The following is a 20,873-nucleotide window of genomic DNA, read 5'->3' on the forward strand; positions in this document are numbered from 1 at the left end:
AACCTGCGCGCTACCAGCCTGGGTTTTGCACCAGGGCCCTATCACGATCTAATTGATACTGAGAAATTGGGAACAGGTACATTTTATTGTTCCACACCCTTTTCTGGAACAGTGTTTTGTTATAAAAACCTGCAAATAAAAATCCTTGTCCCTGATCGTCCGTGTTCACATTCAGGCCGTAAATGGTTTGATTTTCATCAGATCCCAGCAATAATCTTCTTACCAGGGTAAAATAGCGGTCGCTTTCAAAACACAGTTCTACTTGTCTTTCTCTTAAAATGTATTTCCGCATCAGGTCTTTGTTTCCCACCGCTCCGGGGTAAACGGTTTCAATACCCGGTAAACCAGCCCGCGTCCTGATCTGATTGAGATAGGTAACGATATTCGGGTTACCCGGATCATATTCATTCAGGGCTTCCACGTAATTCAACAGTATTTCGGCATACCTGATGAGGATAAAAGGACGGTAAGTAGCCTGATCCTGCCTGATATTATCAGCAGGGCTCACATTTTTCAGTACATTATATCCTGTGATATTGTTGCTTGCGCCGGTTGCCTTCGGTCCCGATTTGCCATTGTAATAAAACTCCACCCTTCCTGTGCCATCAATATTGGCGGCCGATGAATAATAATTTTTATCATCAATTGTAGGTGCCGGTAATACCGGGCGACCATTATACAGGATGTATGCATAAAAACGCGGTTCGCGGTTGGCATACATATTCCATTGGCCTTTCTTCTGCTCCCAGTAATTGTTACCATCGCTTTGCGCAAAATTGGTTGGTGTATAGCCCGATTGAGGGTCATCAATGGTTCGGCCGTTTTTCATAGCAAAGGCGTCTACTACGTTTTGTGTGGCATTGTAAATGCTATAACCACCAGGTCCGGGCGATACGCATTTGGTATATCCCCAGTAACTCCATGAATTTCGTGAAAAAATGATCTCGCTGTTCCAGTTGGTCAGGAATAGATCGCGTACAGATAGATAAGGGTCAAATTGGGTGCCGCCGTTGTCAAGATTGGTAAACAGCTTGTAAGCGTTAAGGTCAATTACCGCCTTTGCCGCGTCAGCCGCCTCTTTCCATTTATTGGCATCATAGGTTGCCGGTGCCAGGGCTGTACCATCCTGGTTTTTTAAAGAAGCCAATGCAGGATTGCCATTCCATAACGGACTGGCAGCCAACAAAGCAAGTTGCGCCTTTACAGCCAAACAAGTGCCTTTTGTAGGTCGGCCATAATTACTGGTTGATGGCCATTGGTCGGGCAAAGTTGAAGCTGCCTGATCCATCAACTGATTAATATAACCTTTTAATTCATCAAATGACGCTCTTGGATATTTATTAAAGTCGTCATTTAAACTTAATGCGCCCGTAAGCTTTACAACCGGACCATACTGCTTCATTAACTGCCAGTAAAACCATCCGCGCAAAAAGCGGGCTTCTGCCTTATATTGATTTTTTAAGGTTACACTTAACTGACTGGTAGGTACTTTGTCAATATTATCTTCAAAAATAAATGACGAACGGATACCTGTATAATAGTTGTCCCAGTAATCAAAGTAAGCGTTAACAGAGCTCCAGTTTCCTGCAACCATTTGCCTTACGTTTGTGCCCGGAATGGATACCGACGACTCATCACTTGCGCCCATTGCGCTATAATTGCCACCATCGGTTTGAAGTATGTAGCCGTATATATTGTACAGGTATGATTCGGCATTGGCCCGGGTGCTCCAGATCAAATCAGAGGTTAACAGGTTATCGGGCTTTTTATTGAGGTAATTACATGAAGATAAACCGGCGCTCAGGGCCCATAACCCAATTGCCATAATTAGTATATTTTTTTTCATCGGAAAAGCTTTAAATACTTTTGAAATCATTTCAATTCCCTTATTTCTAAAACGCGGCCCTTAATCCCAACGCAAGTATTCTTACCGGCGGATAACCGGCTCCGTTTGAGCCAAGTTCAGGGTCCCAAAGTTTAAATTTGGAGAAGGTTAGCAAGTTTTGCCCGGTTAAGTACAGGTAAACAGAGCTGATGCCCGCTTTTGTAAAAACCAATGGTTTAAGTGTATATCCTAATGTTGCCTGTTTTAAGCGTACAAAAGATCCATCTTTAAGCCACCATGTGCTTGGCTGGTAGTTATTGCTGTTTTGGTTTGAAATACCCAGGCGCGGATAATCTACATTTTGGCTTGGGTTTTCAACTGTCCATCTGCTTTCCAGATTGGCCAGCATACCAGATGGATAGGTACCCATACCGGTAAATGGCACAATGCCCGCGCCGGTTGCACCCGAGCCTGTTATAGCCGATCCGTTAGCCATGATCACAACATTCGAAGTACCCTGGAAGAAGAGCGAGAGATCAAAATTATGATAGCCAACCGTAAATCCTGCGCCGTATAATATTGTCGGAATATCTGATTTACCGGTGTACACCCTGTCAAAACTGTTTATTACACCATCGCCGTTTACATCTTTGTACTTAATGTCACCGGGTTTTAATACCGCGCCAAATTGTGACGGGCTTTTATCTACATCTTCCTGCGACGTAAATAATCCTTCGGCAATATACATGAGGTTGTCGCCATATTTACGGCCGGTAGACTGCTGGTACGAATACAATTGTTTAGGCTCGTCCTGCTGAATAACTTTATTGTTGTTGTAAGTTAAGTTACCGTACAAACGAAGGGATACTTTGCCAAAATTGTCGTTGTATTCAACATTGCCCTCAATACCCCGGTTATTCATTTCGCCGAGATTTGCAAATACAGCGCCACTAACACCCAAAATACCTGATAGCGAACTACGTTTAACCAGGATATTAGTCCTGCGTTCTTTATAAGCATCAATAGTGATGTTTAACTTATTAAACAAACCTATTTCTAAACCGATGTTGTCTTTGGTTGCTTTTTCCCAGGTGAGGTTTTCGACTCCTATTACGCTTTCGGTTATACCGTTGAATACAATTCCGTTAAGACCTAAGCCTACCGAACCACCCGCGCCGTATTGGCCGATATAGGGGAATCTTGTTATACCATAATTAGAACCAATCTGGTCGTTACCAACCATACCGTGCGATCCTCTTACTTTAAGTAGGTTAAATGTACTGGTAAGGTTTTTAAAGAAAGGTTCCCTTGAAATTACCCAGCCGCCCGAAACTGAAGGAAAAAAGCCAAACTTTTTGCCGGCTTCAAAGTTTTCTGAGCCTGTGTAACCTGCGTTAACCTCAAATAAATACCTATCGGCATAGGCATAAGTAGCCCTGCCTGCAAAACCCTGGTTATTGTAGGGAATGGAGCTAACAACGTCGCCGGCCGAGCTCTGTACCCTCGAGCGCATGTTATACAAAAACAAGCCTCCAAAATGGTGCTTCCCGAATGATTGATCGTAGTTGATATTTGTTTCGAGATACATCGTTTTTTCGGCAGATGACGATTGCGAATAGCCTAAAAACTGATTCCCGTACCTTGACTGGCTCAGTACTAAATTGCCATCAGCATCTCTTGAAGTAGCCAGGTAAAGGTCATTGACGCCGGTTCTGCGGTTATCATTTTCACTGTACGAATCAAATGAAAATCTTGCCATGGCACTTAATCCATTGGTTATGGCATCCAGTTTCTGGTTAATGGAAAACACCGACTGAACAGTTGGCCGAAATTCATTGTGATAACCAGAGTTTTGAATATCGTTTACCGGGTTTGAGCCGCCGTTATTAAACGGACCAGCCCACTGGCCACCCGGGTATCGTATTGGAAAGGCGTTAGGTGGTGTTAAATACGATTCGTACCAGATATTTCCGGCAGATAAACCTGGATAACGGCTGCTTACCAGCAAGGCATCCAGGTTCATTGTTAATAAAGTAGATTTGCTCAGATCGATATCCAGGTTCGATCTGAAATCATATCTTTTAAAGTTAAGGTTAGGGTTATAGCCATTTTGTTTGGTTACCTTGTAGCTTCCCTCCTGATCGTAAAAAGAAGCTGAAACATAGTACCTTACCGATGGTGCACCACCGCTTACGTTAAGGTTAGTATTGTAGCCCGGCGCCCAATCTTTATAAACAGATTTTATCCAGTTTACGTTGGGATACAGATACGGGTCTAAACCGCTTGCTGTTTTTTGAATAGTTTCTTCGGAATATGCGGCCGGGTTACCATCATTTGTTGTTGCCTCGTTATGCAGTCTCATCCACGATACCGCGTCGAGCATTTTTGGCGTTTTGGTAAGGCCAGACATCGAGGCTTCTGTTTTTAAAGAGATCTTAGGCTTGCCGACAACACCTCTTTTAGTTGTGATGATCAAAACACCGTTGGCGCCCTTGGCACCGTATACTGCTGTTGATGAGGCGTCCTTTAACAGAGATATACTTTGAATATCTTCCGGATCGATGTTATTATAAGCCCCTCCATAGGTACTATTCACATCATCGCGCTGTACACCATCTATAATAATAAGCGGATTTGCATTACCTGTAAACGTACCAATGCCCCTGATGGTAAACGAGGCGTTATCATAACCCGGCTCACCGCTGCGCTGCATGGATATAACGCCGGCTACCTTACCGGCCAGCGCGTTGGATAAGGAGCGGTTTGGGGTTGTTATATCGGCCACGTTTACCGTAGTAACAGCACCGGTTATGGATACCTTTTTTTGCTTGCCATAGCCTACAACAACTACTTCATTTATGCCCTTGGTATCGTCAAGTAACTGAACCGTCAAATACGATGTTGCCCCGGTGACAGTAATCTCTTTAGAGACGAAACCTGCGAATGATATAACAAGTACGCTTTTGTCATTGGCTTCAATGGTAAACCGGCCGTCACTATCGGTTATTACACCTTTGTCAGAACCTTTGATCCGCACACTGGCACCGGGCAAAGTAACTCCCTTCGAGTCGGTTACAACCCCCGATATTTTTATAACAGGTATTGCTTGCGGCTGAATATCAAAAGGCTTGGGCTTGATGATGATCGTTTTGTCGTCAATATTATAAATGAACGGCTGCCCCTTAAATGTCAGTTTTAACACTTCTTCTAAGTCAGTATTCAGCACATTGATACTTACCGGGTTAGCCTCCTTAATTACTTTTGAATTATAGAAAAAATCATATCCGCTTTGTTCCCCTATTTTTTTGAGAACCTTCTCTAACGGTGTATTTTTTTCTGATAATGTAATTTTTTGCGCGTAACCAGAAGCACTTGCCTGAAGTATGGTTGCCACCAATAAGATGATGGATAGTTTCATAATCAACAAAGCTTTATTTTTTATACAGGGGACCCCATATAATGTTATTTCATAACATTTCATACATTTGAACTTGTTTGGGTTTAAGGTGTAAATTGGACTACGAATTTAGTTTCATGGTAAGCCCTAACGCTTAGTCGGAAGTGTTCCACCACTTCCGGCTTACTTTTAGGTTACCTTAATGCGGGAGTAAAATATCACGGCATAATGATAACCCTCCTTCCTTCGATCTTAATTTTTACGCTTCCGGTTTGTTCTATGATCTTCAATGCCTGAGCCAGATCTTTTGAACGCGATACCATCCCGCCAAATCTTAAATTATCAACGTTACCGGTATATTCTACATCGATGTTATACCAGCGGGAAAGTTTGCTCATGATGCTTTTCAAGTCCTCGTCAACAAACATAAAATAGCCGTTTTTCCAGGCTACCACGTCATCCGTATCAACTGCCTGAACATGGATTGAATTGTCTGTGATATTGGATTGCTCGCCAGGCTTAAGCAGTTTTGATTGGTTTAATTTAGTGGATAGCACTTTGACAGAGCCTTCTAACAAGGTAGTTTTTACCGAAGCGTCATCGGGATAAGTACTGATGTTAAAATGCGTGCCTAAAACTTCTACTTCCTGCGCGTTGCTCACAACCTTAAATGGTTTGGCGGGATTCTTCGCAACTTCAAAATAGGCCTCGCCGGTTAGCTCAACCCTACGTACAGCACCACTGAAATTTGTTGGATAGCGAAGAGAAGATGCCGCGTTTAACCAAACCTTTGAACCATCTGGTAAATTAACCTGGTATTGCCCGCCCTTAGGTGTTTCAATGGTATTATACTGCAGAGCACCTTGGGGCGACTTAGATGAATCATTCGCGATAGTATAAACCAACTTGCCATTACCGGTTTTGGTAATAGTTACGCCCGATTGTTTGGTCAGTTGACCTGTTGCAAGGTCGTCAAGCGTAATTTTTGATCCGTTAGATAAAGTTAAGGTAGCTTTATTGCCGCCGGGAGCGATAATATGCTTAGCGGCTACCTGCTGGTTATTATTTGAGGGGGCGCCATTACGTTTTAAGTAAACAACCAGTATAGCTGAAGCAGCAAGGAACAGCGCCACAGAAGCCGCTACAAACCAGCGCATTCTTAGTATAACAGGCTTCTTTGATACAGATTCGCGTGTTTTTATTTCCTGTAATACTTTATCGTAAAGCTCTGTTTTAACGGTGTCTTCATCGCCCATTAAAAACTCGTCCCATTTCAGTTCGTTTTTTTGAAGCGTGTCGTAATAGTCTAATAAAAGCTTTTCTTCCCCGGCAGTGGCCTGGTTCGAAAGGTATTTGTTTATTAAATTCAGTAATAATTCTTTGTCCATAGGTTTGTTGTTGTATGTATGTACCTTAATACATGCAACACCCCCAAAGAAATTTTTAATATTTTTTACCGCTTAACAATTCATCAAATACTCGGGGGCTCAGAGAAGAGCATTCAGTAGAAGGATTATACCTGGCCTGAAAATGGGCCAAAAAATATCAAAACCACCGGCCACAAAACATGATCAGCGCCATGCAAACAAAGTCGCCCAATGTTTTACGCAAACGGTTAAGCGCTATGGTTAATTGATTTTCGACAGTTTTAGGGGAAATACCCAGGCGTTCGGCAATCTCTTTAGTAGATAAATGTTCTTTACGGCTCATCAAAAATATTTGCCTGCATTTTTCGGGTAATTCGGCAACACCCTGTTCCAGTAAACGGTTAATCTCTTTTTCCGACAAGATCTCTTCACCGCCGTTGTTACTGAAAAGTTCTTCCAAACTGTTAAACAGATCTGCCTTTACCTTGCCCGAGCGCAGCACATTGAAAACCCGGTAACGCACAGCGGTATATAAATAAGCATTAAGAGAAGTAGTTACCTGCATGCTGCTCCTTTTCATCCACAGGCTTACCAAAACCTCCTGCGTAATATCTTCAGATACCTGGCGATCACGGAGTATATTATATGCCGAAAGATAAAGTTTTGACCAGTATTTATTATAGATGTGTTCAAACGCAGCAAGATCATTCACCTGGATCAATGCAATAAGTCTGTCGTCAGAAAATAACTGAACTTCCGGGCTATTCATTCCGCATTATAACAATTTGCCAAATCAACGAGGGTATATCTTATCTCAAAATCTGTTATTCGTCATTATCCAAATGGCCTAACATTACCGCGTGGATACTTAATTTTAATTATAGCCCCCCTTATGAATGTCTGGCATCAATACCGTTCACACTATTTAAACGATATTTTGGTTAAAGTCCCGAACTTGTAATTTCGAATAATTTACGATAGTAAATAAAGCTAAAAAAACTGTTAAATGAAAGCCATCAGCAAATAAAATTCGGCAAAATCTTTAAATTCAGTTATTCCGGACCGCTATTACGGTTAGTTTTCAAATATCATTTTTCCGAAAAATTCTGGCAAATGAAAATTAGCCTCGGCCGATTTAATGTTATTCCATACCAAAAAATGAGGATCGGGCAAATCATCACCGCATTTGTAAAAGTTTACCCGGCATTGCTTACCGTTTAAAGAGGTAAAGGAGTGGTTACAAAAAGCCTTCAGCGGTATCATCAATGTAAGTTCCCAGCCTAAACTACCCTTCCGGATATCATTAACCAGTTTAAAATTAGTATGGTGCCTTATTGCCCGTATAGCGGCTTCGGGCAATAATTCCCTATTCGTTCTATCAGCGCCAAAGCTTAACATACAGGTTCCGGCACAGTTAAAATCAAAGCTGTAGTAACTTTTGTCATCGCCAAACGACACAAAAAACTCAACACAGCTATCTTTATGAACTGGTTGGTTTGGTTGTGTATATGCCGCCCTTATGGATTTTTCGCTTACATAATATTTTATGAAAAGTCCATCAAGGCCATAGGCTATGGCAAAATGCACATCCGGTTTATAACCATTGCCAGGCCATGGCATTAAGCCAATATGGTTCTTCTCATAATTATCTAATAAAAACGAAACATGCGCTATTGGGCTTACATGATTTACACTGTCTAAAAATGGTACCGTAAGTTCTTTCATTTTATTGGGATGATGGTGCTTTATATGTTTCTGAAACTTCATGAATTATCTGATCGAGAATGGCATGCTGCTCCTCCAGCTTTCTGAGTAACTGAAACTGAGCCCTGGTACGCTGCAGGTTATGCCCGGCGAAGTATGTTTTATAATACACGTCGCCTTCTATATAATCTGTAAGGAAACGTACGCCCTGCATATAGGGGATCAATAAAACGCCCATTACCAGCATCTCAACTTCAAGATCGGTTAAAAAGTGATGTGCGCTTTTAAAATAACCTTCGGTGTATGCTTTAAACAAAGAAATGTTCAGGTTAATTTTTGAAAGATCGGGTTCATCCTCGGATGCGGTATTTATGATAGTCCTGATTGCGTCGCCAAAATCATAGGCCACGTAGCCGGGCATAACGGTGTCAAGGTCAATTATGCATTGAGCATGGTCATGCACATCGAGCAATATGTTATTGAATTTGGTGTCATTATGGATGATGCGCAAGGGTAATTTCCCCTCCTTGCCCAAATTCAAAATGGATGTCATCTTTTCAACCCTTTCAACTATGAACCTAAGCTCGGGCAAAACCTCTTTAATACGATCCTTACCATCAACCAATACCGCTTTATTAAACTTGTCAAGACGCATGGTAACATTGTGAAAACCGGGGATAGTTTCAGCAAGTAAAGTAACATCCAAATCGGCCAGCAGTAATTGAAAATTACCAAAAGCTTTGCCACCTTCATAGGCCTGATTTTCGGTAAGTACCTGATCATAGCTTTTAGTGTTCTTCAAAAACAGGTACATCCGCCAGTAATTATCATCAGTATCCTGAAAAAAGAGTTTGTTATCTTTTGTCCTCACTATGGTAAGCACCTCATTTTCCGGATCGGAGCCGGGTGCTTTGATCAATTTCTTTTTAAGATGCTCAGTTACCAGTTGCACATTATTCATCAGCGCAGGCACATTTACAAACACATAATGATTGACGCGCTGAAGCAGGTAGCCAGGCAAATCCGAACCGGTTATCTTTATGCGAAATGTATCGTTAATATGGCCGGAGCCGAATGGAATTATAGTATCAATTTCCCCTTCAGTAGAAAAGTTGGCTACTATTTCGGATATGTTATATGGCATATGTTATAATAATATATATGTAATAAACCCTTCATCAGTTTATTCGCAAAAAGGAAAGCTTTAATTTGTAGGTTTCGCGTTAAACACCATCACCTCAAAAGGTGCGATTGTAAGGGTATAAACATCTCCCGTAAACAACGAAGCCGTTGATTGTTTACTCCCGGATTTCGCGTCATAAAACCGGTAGCCCGCTTTGCTGTTTAAAGGCAATTCAAAAACCTTGCGCGTATCAATAACAAATTTCTTTGCCGTATTTGACGGATTTCTTAAAGTAAGAATAGCTTTTTTAGGCGACCATGAAGCAAAGCCATAAACATCTCCTTTTGACGGATCGCCTCCTACCCAATGTGTGTCAGGCATAATATCAGCGTTTTCCCGCGCCCATTTTATAGCAGCGGCCAGGGAGTTCCAATTGGCCGCGTTTAATTTATGAGGATTAATATAAAGCTCCTGCAAGCTTGTTCCCGATCCGAAAAACGACCAAATCTCGTCAGAAATATCTTTATCATCCATTTCAAATTTGGCAGGTGCACCATTATCGGCTATGCAGATGCCGTGATACATTAATGAGCTTAAAGGATAAAGAGGCGCGCGCTTTACAATGTTGCCATACACTTCTCCATCTCGGTAATTGAGCCATTGCTGTCTGTTGTCTCCTTGTCCGGCAGTATTGGTATCCCAGCCGTTTCGCCATAGCGCGTCACCATATTTCAACCAAAAGGGTGACGGCCAGGTACCCATGGTCAGGCTAAAATAAAGATCTGGCTTAACGCCGCGCAGGGTTGATACCAATTTCAACAGCGACTCCATATCCGTTTGATAACCGGCACCGGCCCCCGTCAACTTATCACCCGCTCCTACACCATCAAACTTAAACATAGTTACACCATATTCCGTAACAAAATTGGCTGCAACATTCTTAAACCGGTTTGAATAAACAGTGCCCGACAGCGAAAACCCGTGCGAATTCGTCTCAAACGGTGGATTTTGTTTAAGGCCGTATTGAAGCCTCTGTTCCTTGGCCTGCTCATATCCGCCCCATGGCGACATCCACACGCCCAACGAAGCGTTATATTTATTGGCCAACCTCTTAATGTTATCAAACCCCCAGGGGAAATTAGTTTTGTTTATTTGCCACAAGGTTTGATTATCGTCCCAACCGTCGTCGAACAAAAAGGCGTTTAAAGCAACATGACGCTTTATGGTCAGACTATCAGCAAAGGTTTGAATACGGTCAAGGCAACTTGTGTCATTGAGTTTACGGTCATTCCAGGATAAATCGTACCAGGAATTGTAATGCAGCATTTGATGGTATGGTACAGCCCTTTCACGTTCCAGGTAATAAAGAAATGCCCTTCGCAATTGATTTTCCGGAGCTACACCCCAAACGGTGGATACAGACAGCTCCCTGGCGGGCTCCTTTTGCTCAATATAACTGCTCACCCAGCCGTTTTCAGCCTGGTATTTACTGATAGGGCTTTCAATGGCAAAAAAGAAGTTTTTTGATACTATTGGTGATCCATCAACAATACCCGAGGCCGTAGCTCCCGTTTTTTTGGGAAGCTCAATAAGTTTCAATTTCCGGATCCTCAGCGAATCTGCAATGCTGTTAAACTTGAAAACCTGCCTGATATAATTAGAATTATCTTTTAAAATGGCAGTCCATTTTACGCGAATACCATATTCTGCATTGAGTAAATCGGCTGAAACTTCCTTTCCGCTTTCTCTTTCCGCAAGTTTAATGCTCTTCTTATCACCATTAACGTTAACAATCTTTAACGGGCTTCTCAATTCAAAATCTGCTGAATTAAGTATAATACTATCTTCCAACTTCAGCTCGAAGATTGGGGCGACTTTTAAATCGATCTGTTTATCGCGAAAGCTAAATTCGTTTGCATAAAGTCGTTTTTTATCGACAATGAATTTAGCATACAAGTAACTGTTCTTTAAAACAACGGTGCCGTTATGGGCAATAGCGATTGCTTTGTTTGCTTTTATATCCGCAAGAAAGATATTTTGGGCTCTTGAAACGCCAGTCAGGCCCAGGCAAAACAGGAACAATAGTTTTTTTAACATAGTGGACAGATTAAAAGGAAAACCGCACCTGATATTTGTATTGTGCGCAAACAAAAGTAGAAGGCAACCTGCATCTGAAAAAACGCCGGAATTACCTTAGCTTTTAAATTCACACTAATAATGACTTTAAATGAGTATCCAGGCATAAACAATCGTTTGCACATTTTTTTGAAGTAAGTCTTGATCGCCTGAGTATTTTACTTTTTTTATCTCCCCGATAATGTCAAAATTGGAATAAGGGTTCGGAATTTATTTTCTCAATATTCCCAGTCCAACCAGTATACAAAGTATGGAATGCCGGTCAGGTAGGGAACTACTTTTTATTTTCCTGCGGAAGCACCAGGATCATTCTTAGTATCAAACGCGATCAGACTTGGCGCGTCATTCACAAAAACGTCCAGCACTCCATCGGCTATCTTGATCGGTCCTTCAGTCCTGGTCACACCTGGCAAGGTACGGATCACAGCCGCTTGAGCAGCCAGTTGCTTAGCATGAGCAAAATAACGCCCCGCCGCCTGGCTTCCACTATTGGCAGCGTCAAGGCCTGCTGCTGTTAACTGAAGCGCCCTACCCCATAGTTGCATAGCATCAAGCCATGGGCGGGCCTCCCGGGCAAATGCGGTATCTATGATTCCCGACCGGATAAGATCAGGCACAGCAGCAAACTCCGTAGCCTTTTGGGCCAACTCTGTAATTGCGCGGTGCCGGGTCTCATTATTACCCAAAGCAATTGCATCACGTACTCCGTCCAACAGCATTTTTAAACGGGGTGCCTGTTGCTGCCATGGCTGACTACCGAATGTTGGGGCCATATGTTGGGTATCAAAAAAGGTCAGCAGCGCAGCTGTAGCCTGCTCATCGCCACCGGCAAGCTCACGCGCCGCATAATTCCAGGTACGTTCGGCATCATAAGCCTTATCATTCCAGGCAAAAGCGACCACTCCTGTCACAGCAACCCGGCTTGGGGCTTCCTGGTTCATTGGATTGGAAAGGATTCCGGTAAGTTCTCCGGATAATCCGGCTTCCCGTCGCGCGTAAGGAGCAAGTAACAGACGACCTGTGGTTTGGGCATAGTCATTTACAGGATAGTTATCCCACAATAGTGTTTTACGTCCGAATGCCTTAGTAGCGGCCTTTGCATCAGAAATTGCAATAGCAGGCGGCACTACATCGGTGCCGGTCCACTGCACAACTATTTTGGGATAAAGATTTTTCCTTAGCGCGGCTTTGTATAGACTTTCTTTGGCATCATAATATTCAGTCGGCACCATAATAAGCGGACGAGCTTCCGGGTCATGAGCATTAAGACTGGCTTGTACAAGATTTAAAAACTTGGATTGGGCTATCCCTGCCGCTTCCGCGCTGGGGGTACCCAAATTTGTTTTATCAATTTCGCAATTCCATTTAGTGTACTCAATATCATCGAGCGCCACATAAAAATTATGTACGCCAATTGAACGCAGCACATCAAATTTACGTTCGATAGCCTGGAGATCTGCAGGATCGGAAAAACACAGAGATGGGCCCGGAGAAATCGCATACACAAAATTGATATGGTTAGCCCGGGCAACCGAAACCAGTTTACTAAGCTCGGCTAAAACTGCTTTAGGATATGCTTCCCGCCAGCGATCACGGGCATAGGGATCATCTTTAGGGCTGTAAACGTAGGTGTTTGCCTTAACAGTGGCCAGGAAATCGAGATGTTTTTTCCGCGCTTCCATTGACCATGGAGCACCATAAAAACCTTCTATAGTTCCCCTAATCGGCATTGCAGGGTGGTCCTGAATGACAAGAGCAGGTACTGCCGAATGTTGAATTAGTTGACGGAAAGTTTGCGCGGCATGAAATAAACCATCAGCGTCCTTACCGGCAAGTGTGATAAGCGCGCCAGAGCCACCCAACATGCTTGCAATAGTGTAACCTTCGGCTTGAGTATCGGGTTGTGCCGCACATCGCGCGAGTGCCGAGCGTAAAATCGGAGCATCACCATTACCTATAACAATGTAGAGACCATCTAAGTTAGCAGGCAGCTGCTGCGCGGTTTTAATGGTTTCAACTCCCGATGATTTAAGAATGCGGCGGACCAGCGTCACACTTTCCTGATCGGCACCCTTAGCTTCAATCAAAACTATTGTTTTGGTTAAAGAAATTAGGCCTTTCCCAAGATTCACAGATACAGGAGCGGGAAATATTGCCGGCAGCGTTACAGGTTGCATAAACCCGGTGGCGTTAATTTGCTGGTTAGCGATCTGCGCATCAGCAATGTTGCTGCCAAGCGCCAGGGCAATTAAACAAGTATATACTCTTTTCATCAAATTCAAATTTATAGCAATAGCGCTCCTTATGGGAGCGCTATTTAATGAGTTATTATCAATTTACGAAATTATACCGGTGCAGGCTATGCAACGATATTGCTTCTTGTTATTCAAGGGTTTTAACACCTTTGATGGTTTTTGCGGTTACTTCGTGTAAATCAAATATCGTAACATTATTCTCGCCTTTGTTTAACCAGTTTGCAGGGCAATACAAATGAAACTGCGGACCTACATTCCAATATCTTCCAAGATTATGTCCGTTAACCCAGATCACACCTTTTTTAAAATTACTCAAATCGAGATAGGTATCGGCTACAGTTTTTAAATCAAATTTCCCTTTAAAAAATGTACCATCATGAAAGTCTTTATTTTCAGTTGATTTAAGTGAGGTTATAAACTGATCATCCATCGGGAGTTTATAAATCTCCCAGTTTGTGAGTGTCATACCTTCTAATGTTACCCTGTCGGTAATCCCCTTTCTATCAACCATGTATTGTGCAAAATTGATATGCCCCATATTTTCTACCAGGATATCAAGTTGCGGGTCTTTCACATCTGAGGTCGGCAACTTAACGGTCCATTTACCACCGTCGCGATAAACCGTGTCCACAAGTTTGCCATTCAGTAATACAACGGCATAATCATGTGGTTCGGTAATGGTAAGCGTCCCGCTTTTCCGGCCTACCAACTTAGTTCGATATAAAATAAAACCGTAATATTGACCAAGTGCTTCCATAGGCACCGGCTGAGCTGACTTTACTGCCGTTGGTAATTCATTCCATATAGTATTTACCGGTTCCATGTTAAAAGCTGCAACTTCAGTTACGGCAGTTGGCTTTGGCACGTTAGGAATTTTATACTTTACATATTTGGCAATGAGGTTACGCAAAGCATAATATTTTGAAGTAGGTTCGCCACGTTCATTAACCGGGGCGTCATAATCATAACTGGTAACATCGGGCTGAAACTGCGTTGGCGTGAACGCGTTAGCACCCGCGTTGAAGCCAAAATTGGTGCCGCCATGTACAACATATAAGTTAAAAGATTTCTTATGCTCAAGCAGGTAAGTAACATCTTTCAAAATGCCATCGTTGCCCGGCTTTTGCCATTTCTCTTTCCAATGGGTCAACCACCCCGGATAACTTTCACTACTGAACGAAGGTACGTTGGGGTTTTGTTTGGTAGCCTGCTCAAAATCGGCATCGCTTGAGCCGCTGTCTAAACCTATTGCCGCGCCATCAACGCCGCCAGCTTCCAGCATAAATGCAGTTGGCCCATCGGCTGTATAAAATGGCACGTTAATGCCGTTTTTAATCCAAAGTTCTTTTAGCGCGTTTACATACTCCCTGTCATTGGCATAGCTACCGTACTCATTTTCTACCTGTACCATTAATATAGGGCCACCATTGGTACATTGTAAACCCTTCACCTGCTCAGACAGCGCGCCCACAAACCGTGTAACTTCAGCCATATACCGGGGATCCATACATCTTAATTTGATATCAGGAATGGACAACAGATATGGCGGAAGACCGCCAAAATCCCATTCGGCACAAACGTAAGGACCTGGACGAAGCAATACCCACATACCTTCTTCCCTACATAGGTTTATAAATTCAACAATGTTTCTGTTCTCCGTTTTAAAGTCGAACACACCTTTTTCCTGCTCATGATAGTTCCAGAAAATGTAGGCGGCTATGGTATTACAGCCCATAGCTTTGGCCATTTGAATACGGTGACGCCAGTATATTTTAGGTATCCTGGCCGGATGCATTTCGCCGCTGATGATTTGAAAGGGTTTACCATCAAGCAAAAATTCGCTCTTGCCCAACGAAAAAACATGTTTTTGCTGAGCTTCAGCAATACCCGATGTTAAAATAACAAGAACAAACAGGAGTATCTTTTTCATTATTATGGGGTATAGTTATTGATTAATTTAGGGTAATATAACCGGAAATTTATAAACCTTTCCGGTTATATTGAATTATTTACCAGCCCGGATTTTGAACCAGTTGTTTGTTCAGGTCAACCTCATTTTGAGGGATTGGCCACAGGTAATCGCGGTTAGCATTAAACTGCCTTTTTTCAACAAGAATATGCTGCCCATAATCTGCCCTTGATGAATTAAAATAGTTAAGGATACCGTAAGCATTACCAGGCATTACAGTTTCAGCTATCTTCCACCTGCGAATATCAAACAAACGGTTGTCTTCCATCGGGAATTCAACATGCCTTTCGCGCCTTACAGCGGCCCTGAGTTGTGCTTGTGTTGCAGCTTTGGCGGCTGTTAACGCAGGCATGTTAACACCTGGCCTTTGCCTTACTTTGTTGATCGCATCGTAAACAGACTGATCTATTGTGCCAGCCTCTATTTTGGCTTCAGCGTAGTTCAACAATACTTCCGCATAGCGGATCAATACAATATCATTTGATGAGTTTGAATCATAATTTCCTGAAATTACCGTTGGTATGTATTTTTTATAATAGTAACCGGTAAAGGAAGCATTGTTTTTACCCAAAGCATCAATAGAATTTGGGTTGGTAATATCAATAGTATTGCCATTCACAACAGTACCAGGCACAACAACCGTCAGTTTAAGCCTTGGATCGCGGTTGTCAAATGGTTTTGCGGCGTTATATAATGGCGAATTATCAATGGTATTACCATCAGTACATTCATAATCATCAACCAGCTTTTGCAGCGGCACTACCTGCGACCAGCCGCCAACTGTAGGTCCGCCAACCCAGGTAGCCGTTCCGTTGGCATAAGTATTGGCAATATATTGCCCGGCAAGGATAATTTCCGGACTGGTTTTATTGGTACCGTTAAACAAGCTCAGGTAATCGCCATCTATACTGTACTGGTTCAGATCCATTACCGCTTTTGCCGCAGCAGCAGCCTCAGTGTATTGCGCGTTGTAAAGCAATACCCTTGCTTTTAAAGCTAAAGCTGCCCCACGGGTTATCCTGCCCTGATCTGCAGTGCCGTAACTAAGCGGCAGGTAATTGGCAACGGTATCCAATTCGGCCACTATAAAGTTAGACACATTGGCTTTCGGCGTTCTGCTAACGTTAAATTCGCTGATGGCCTGTACATGAGTAATTAAAGGCACATCGCCATACATACCTATCAATTGCTGATAAGCGTATGCCCTTAAAAAGCGCGATTCGCCAACAAGCCTTTTGTGCATTTCATCACTCATGCCTGTTACTTTGTTGATGTTATCCAGTACATTATTGGCCGCTCCTATCATTTTATAAAAGTTTGACCAGTAACTGCTGAATACACCATTGCTCGCGGTACCGGTTCCGTTACCTGCATATTGTATATCTGAAGGCCAGTTGCTCCATGAATAGCTATCGTCGGTGGCACATGACAAAAATATCCTGTTGGTAAAATCACCCAAATAAAGATAAATGCTATTTACTGCCTGTACGGCGTTGGTTTCGGTTTTCCAGTAGGTTGCTCCTGATGAGGCATCTAATGGCTGTTTGTCAAGCAGGTCTTTTTTACAAGCCGAAAAACCCACTGTCACAACAGCCAGCATTAATATGATATGTTGAATCTTTTTCATCTCTGTTGCTTTAAAAATTTGCGTTAATACCAAAGGTGTAAGTTTTAACCTGCGGATAGTAGCGGTTATCATTGGGCGATTCAGGATCGATATCGCTTGGCAGGCTGCTGAAGGTGAACAGGTTTTGGCCTGACACATATAGCCTTAATTTAGACAGGCCAAGTTTGCTGATCAAAGCAGGCTTAAACGTGTAGCCAAACTGCGCGCTTTTCACCCTTAAATAGGCGCCGCTCTTAATCCAGAATGAAGAAGCCTGGTAGTTTTGAGTTGAAGTAGTTAACCTTGGATAAGTAGCATCGGTATTGGTTGGTGTCCAGCTATCCTGCTGAACAGCTTTGAAGTTACCATCGGTACTTGTTGGTGCCCTTTGCATTACCAGGGTGCTTACATCAATCTTTCCAACGCCCTGCAGCAAGGTTGAAAAATCGAAACCTTTATAGCTTGCACTTAAATTAAATGCATAAGTATAACGTGGGATATCGCTACCCAGGTAAACACGATCTTTTGAATCTATCACACCATCGCCATTCTGATCTTTATACATCAGGTCACCAGCCGCTGTGCCGGCTGTTTGCGTTGCATGTCCGGCAACCTGCGCCGCAGATTGGAAAATACCTTCAACCTGATAACCATAGTAAGAATGGAAAGGCTTTCCGGTTATAAATCCGAATGTATTGTTATTGTTATCGGTAGACAGGTAATCTGTTCCTTTCAGATCAGTGATCTTATTTTTCACGTCCGATAAGTTCGCACCAACCGAATATTTGAAATCAGAACCGATAGTTCCTTTATAATTTACACTAAACTCATAGCCTTTATTGTTCATGCTGCCAGCATTTTGATACGAGGCAGTAAAACCAACTGTAGATGGAATAGGAAGAGCATATAAAATATTATCGGTGGTTTTGTTGTAATAGTCAAAAGTGAAGGTCAGCTTATTATCTAAAACACCTAAATCAAAACCGATGTCGGCCATTTTGGTGGTTTCCCAGGTAAGACCATTATTCACATAAACTGTCTGGCTTGCAGCTGTATTTAATGTACCACCAAACGGATAACTGTTGTTATAGCTAAAAGTTGACTGATATGGATAGTTAACAACCGCATTACTTGTTGAAAGCGGGTTATCGTTACCTAATTTACCCCACGATGCCCTAAGCTTTAAATCCTGTATACCTGAAAAGTCTTTCATGAATTCTTCGCGGGCAATGTTCCAGCCTGCTGAGAATGATGGGAACCATCCGTAATTTGATCCCTTAGGAAAACGGGACGAACCATCACGACGGATATTAGCTTCAAACAAATACTTGTCGTCAAACGAATAATTTAACCTTCCAAAATATGATACAAGCAGGTATTCGGTAGCTGTACCCGTGTTGGTAGAAGTACTTGCCGAACCGGCATTGATCTCAGACAGATCGCCATCCGGAATATCTTTTCTGAAAGCCGTCAGGTAGTCATAATTTTCGCTCAATCGTGAAGCACCCGCCAAAACGCTCAGGTTATGTTTACCAAAGGTTTTCTTATAATTGATCAAACCCTGGTAGTTCTGAAACCAATAACCGGTGTATTGTTTCGTAATATCATTCTGCCCTACTGTAAGTGTGTTTTTGGTATCATACTGTACGTAGTCGAATGCCTTATTATGCAGGCTGTTATATGAGCTTTGATAGTTATCAGATGCCGTACCGGTAAGGGTAAGCCCATCTATAACCTGGTAGTTTAATTTAAAGTTGCCGATAAACAGGTTCTTTTTATAGCTGTAAAGTCCGCCTTCATCCTGTAGCCGGAGCGGATTTTGCCCGCCACGCAGTGTAGCCCAGGTGCCATCGGTATACTGGTTAACACTTAAAGGGTTAGCGATAGCCGCCTGGCCGAACTGAAACCATGCAGATCCGGCTACGCCTTGTGGTTCCTGTTGTTTAGAGATATTGGCAGATATATCGGCGCTGAAATCCAAACGTTTGGTGATCTTGGTATCTGTATTAAGCCTTACGGTAAGCCTGTCGTAATTCATTTGCTTAATCAGACCGTCCTGGTTAAAATAGTTTGTTGAGAAACGATAGGTATTTTTCTCGCCACCACCAGATACTGACAAACTGTGCTGCTGTTGAAAACCGCTGCCGGTAAGGATATCCTTAAGCCAGTAATTATCAGGGTATAGATTCTGGTCGCGGTTGGGGTTATTATATTCGGCGATCTGCGCATCTGAATATACCGCGCCGGCACCTGAATTTGTATACATCAGGTTGGCCAGGCGCATAAACTCCTGCGCACCTACAAATTTTGAGATCCGGGTTGGGTTTTGCCAGCCGAAATAATCTGAATAGTTAACTGCCGCTTTACCTGAAGCACCACGTTTTGTAGTGATCAATACCACGCCATTTGCAGCCCTTACACCGTAAATTGAAGCGGCGGCAGCGTCCTTCAGCACCGAAACGGAAGCGATATCATTGGCATCAACATTATTAATATCGGTTTGCACACCGTCAACCAATACCAATGGGTTGCTATTGTTTAATGTACCTATACCACGGATACGAATTGTGCCCTGATCGGCGCCCGGTTGTCCCTGGCTTTGGGTTACCGTAACGCCCGATGCCGCACCCTGTAACGCGGTTGATACCTGGCCTACGGGTTTCCAGTTAAGATCGTTACCGCTAACTGAAGATACAGAACCGGTTAAGTTTACCTTTTTCTGTGTACCATAGCCAACCACAACTACTTCATTAAGTTTACCCATATCCGGCACCAGCTTTACGTTCATTGGCGAGCCTGATGTTGCCGGCAATTCCGTAGTAGTAAAACCGATGAATGAAAACACCAGCACAGCGTTGCTGCCTGGTACATCGATCTTAAATTTACCATCGGCATCAGTAACAGCTACTGCCGTGCCTCCTTTTACCTTTACGGTTACTCCGGGCAACGGGAGGTTTTTATCATCACTTACCTGTCCGGTAATAGTCACAGCCGCTTGTGTTACACGTAACGTTTCACTGCCGGATTTTTCCTGCAGAATGATGGTTTTATCAATTACTTTGTAGCTTAACGAAAGATTACGGAGGCACTCTTCCAGCGTTTCTGACAACGAAGCGCCGTTGAGTTTCACGGTAACCGTTTTATTGGTGATATCTTTAGAATCATAAAAAAACACGTATCCGCTTTGCTTGCTGATATTATCAAGCACGTTTGCCAGGGAGGCATTGCGCTCGTTAAGATTTATTTTCTGACTAAAAGCTTTGGCACTACACTGCAGCAGGCCGGCTATTAAAAAAATGGTGGTCAGTTTCATAACCAGGAGGATTTTTTTGGGCAGCCATTTTTTAGACATGGCAACAGAAAAAGCATTATAATTCATACTTTTGATTAGTTGGGTTAATACACGATTAGGTTCAATTATTCGTATTTCCGTAAAAGGAAGGGGTTAACTCAAGTATTTCGTACCCTGATTGCCGTCGGGGTACGTTTTT

General features: G+C 42.8%; 11 protein-coding genes. All 11 read right to left on the minus strand.

From position 1 onward, the window contains the following. Positions 1-10: 10 nt before the first annotated feature. Positions 11-1,846: a RagB/SusD family nutrient uptake outer membrane protein gene (locus EAH55_RS26045; protein WP_121812460.1), complete on the minus strand. Its 1,836-nt coding sequence runs from the start codon at positions 1,844-1,846 to the stop codon at positions 11-13. A 46-nt stretch (positions 1,847-1,892) separates the two neighbouring features. Further along, complete coding sequence (locus tag EAH55_RS26050) at positions 1,893-5,243, minus strand: TonB-dependent receptor (protein ID WP_208644941.1); 3,351 nt, start codon at positions 5,241-5,243, stop codon at positions 1,893-1,895. Between the two features lie 197 nt (positions 5,244-5,440). After that, a complete protein-coding gene (locus EAH55_RS26055; protein WP_121812232.1) occupies positions 5,441-6,610 on the minus strand; it encodes a FecR family protein in 1,170 nt (389 codons plus the stop codon). 157 nt (positions 6,611-6,767) lie between these two features. Next, the gene (locus EAH55_RS26060; protein ID WP_121812233.1) at positions 6,768-7,358 is read right to left on the minus strand and encodes an RNA polymerase sigma-70 factor; all 591 of its coding nucleotides are present in this window, start codon (positions 7,356-7,358) and stop codon (positions 6,768-6,770) included. Between the two features lie 305 nt (positions 7,359-7,663). Beyond that, on the minus strand, positions 7,664-8,314 hold the full coding sequence (locus tag EAH55_RS26065; protein ID WP_121812234.1) for a carbohydrate-binding family 9-like protein: 651 nt from the start codon (positions 8,312-8,314) through the stop codon (positions 7,664-7,666). A gap of 1 nt (position 8,315) precedes the next feature. Next, positions 8,316-9,437, minus strand: coding sequence for a phosphotransferase enzyme family protein (locus EAH55_RS26070; RefSeq protein ID WP_121812235.1), 1,122 nt, complete (start codon positions 9,435-9,437; stop codon positions 8,316-8,318). A 60-nt stretch (positions 9,438-9,497) separates the two neighbouring features. Next, the gene (locus tag EAH55_RS26075; protein ID WP_121812236.1) at positions 9,498-11,513 is read right to left on the minus strand and encodes an enterotoxin; all 2,016 of its coding nucleotides are present in this window, start codon (positions 11,511-11,513) and stop codon (positions 9,498-9,500) included. A gap of 320 nt (positions 11,514-11,833) precedes the next feature. After that, positions 11,834-13,825: a beta-N-acetylhexosaminidase family protein gene (locus EAH55_RS26080; protein WP_208644942.1), complete on the minus strand. Its 1,992-nt coding sequence runs from the start codon at positions 13,823-13,825 to the stop codon at positions 11,834-11,836. A gap of 109 nt (positions 13,826-13,934) precedes the next feature. Beyond that, entirely contained in the window at positions 13,935-15,737 is a 1,803-nt protein-coding gene (locus EAH55_RS26085) for a glycoside hydrolase family 35 protein (RefSeq protein ID WP_208644943.1), read from the minus strand. A 79-nt stretch (positions 15,738-15,816) separates the two neighbouring features. Beyond that, positions 15,817-17,403: a RagB/SusD family nutrient uptake outer membrane protein gene (locus tag EAH55_RS26090; protein ID WP_121812462.1), complete on the minus strand. Its 1,587-nt coding sequence runs from the start codon at positions 17,401-17,403 to the stop codon at positions 15,817-15,819. A 10-nt stretch (positions 17,404-17,413) separates the two neighbouring features. Beyond that, a complete protein-coding gene (locus tag EAH55_RS26095; RefSeq protein ID WP_121812238.1) occupies positions 17,414-20,761 on the minus strand; it encodes a TonB-dependent receptor in 3,348 nt (1,115 codons plus the stop codon). Positions 20,762-20,873 lie beyond the last annotated feature (112 nt).

This window comes from Mucilaginibacter kameinonensis (genome assembly GCF_003675385.1).
Taxonomy (GTDB): Bacteria; Bacteroidota; Bacteroidia; order Sphingobacteriales; family Sphingobacteriaceae; genus Mucilaginibacter; species Mucilaginibacter kameinonensis.

Bases quoted from the DNA above. Each gene is read 5' to 3' on its own strand.
- EAH55_RS26045 (WP_121812460.1), bottom strand. From the start codon at position 1,846: ATGAAAAAAAATATACTAATTATGGCAATTGGGTTATGGGCCCTGAGC.
- EAH55_RS26050 (WP_208644941.1), bottom strand. From the start codon at position 5,243: ATGAAACTATCCATCATCTTATTGGTGGCAACCATACTTCAGGCAAGT.
- EAH55_RS26055 (WP_121812232.1), bottom strand. From the start codon at position 6,610: ATGGACAAAGAATTATTACTGAATTTAATAAACAAATACCTTTCGAAC.
- EAH55_RS26060 (WP_121812233.1), bottom strand. From the start codon at position 7,358: ATGAATAGCCCGGAAGTTCAGTTATTTTCTGACGACAGACTTATTGCA.
- EAH55_RS26065 (WP_121812234.1), bottom strand. From the start codon at position 8,314: ATGAAAGAACTTACGGTACCATTTTTAGACAGTGTAAATCATGTAAGC.
- EAH55_RS26070 (WP_121812235.1), bottom strand. From the start codon at position 9,437: ATGCCATATAACATATCCGAAATAGTAGCCAACTTTTCTACTGAAGGG.
- EAH55_RS26075 (WP_121812236.1), bottom strand. From the start codon at position 11,513: ATGTTAAAAAAACTATTGTTCCTGTTTTGCCTGGGCCTGACTGGCGTT.
- EAH55_RS26080 (WP_208644942.1), bottom strand. From the start codon at position 13,825: ATGAAAAGAGTATATACTTGTTTAATTGCCCTGGCGCTTGGCAGCAAC.
- EAH55_RS26085 (WP_208644943.1), bottom strand. From the start codon at position 15,737: ATGAAAAAGATACTCCTGTTTGTTCTTGTTATTTTAACATCGGGTATT.
- EAH55_RS26090 (WP_121812462.1), bottom strand. From the start codon at position 17,403: ATGAAAAAGATTCAACATATCATATTAATGCTGGCTGTTGTGACAGTG.
- EAH55_RS26095 (WP_121812238.1), bottom strand. From the start codon at position 20,761: ATGAATTATAATGCTTTTTCTGTTGCCATGTCTAAAAAATGGCTGCCC.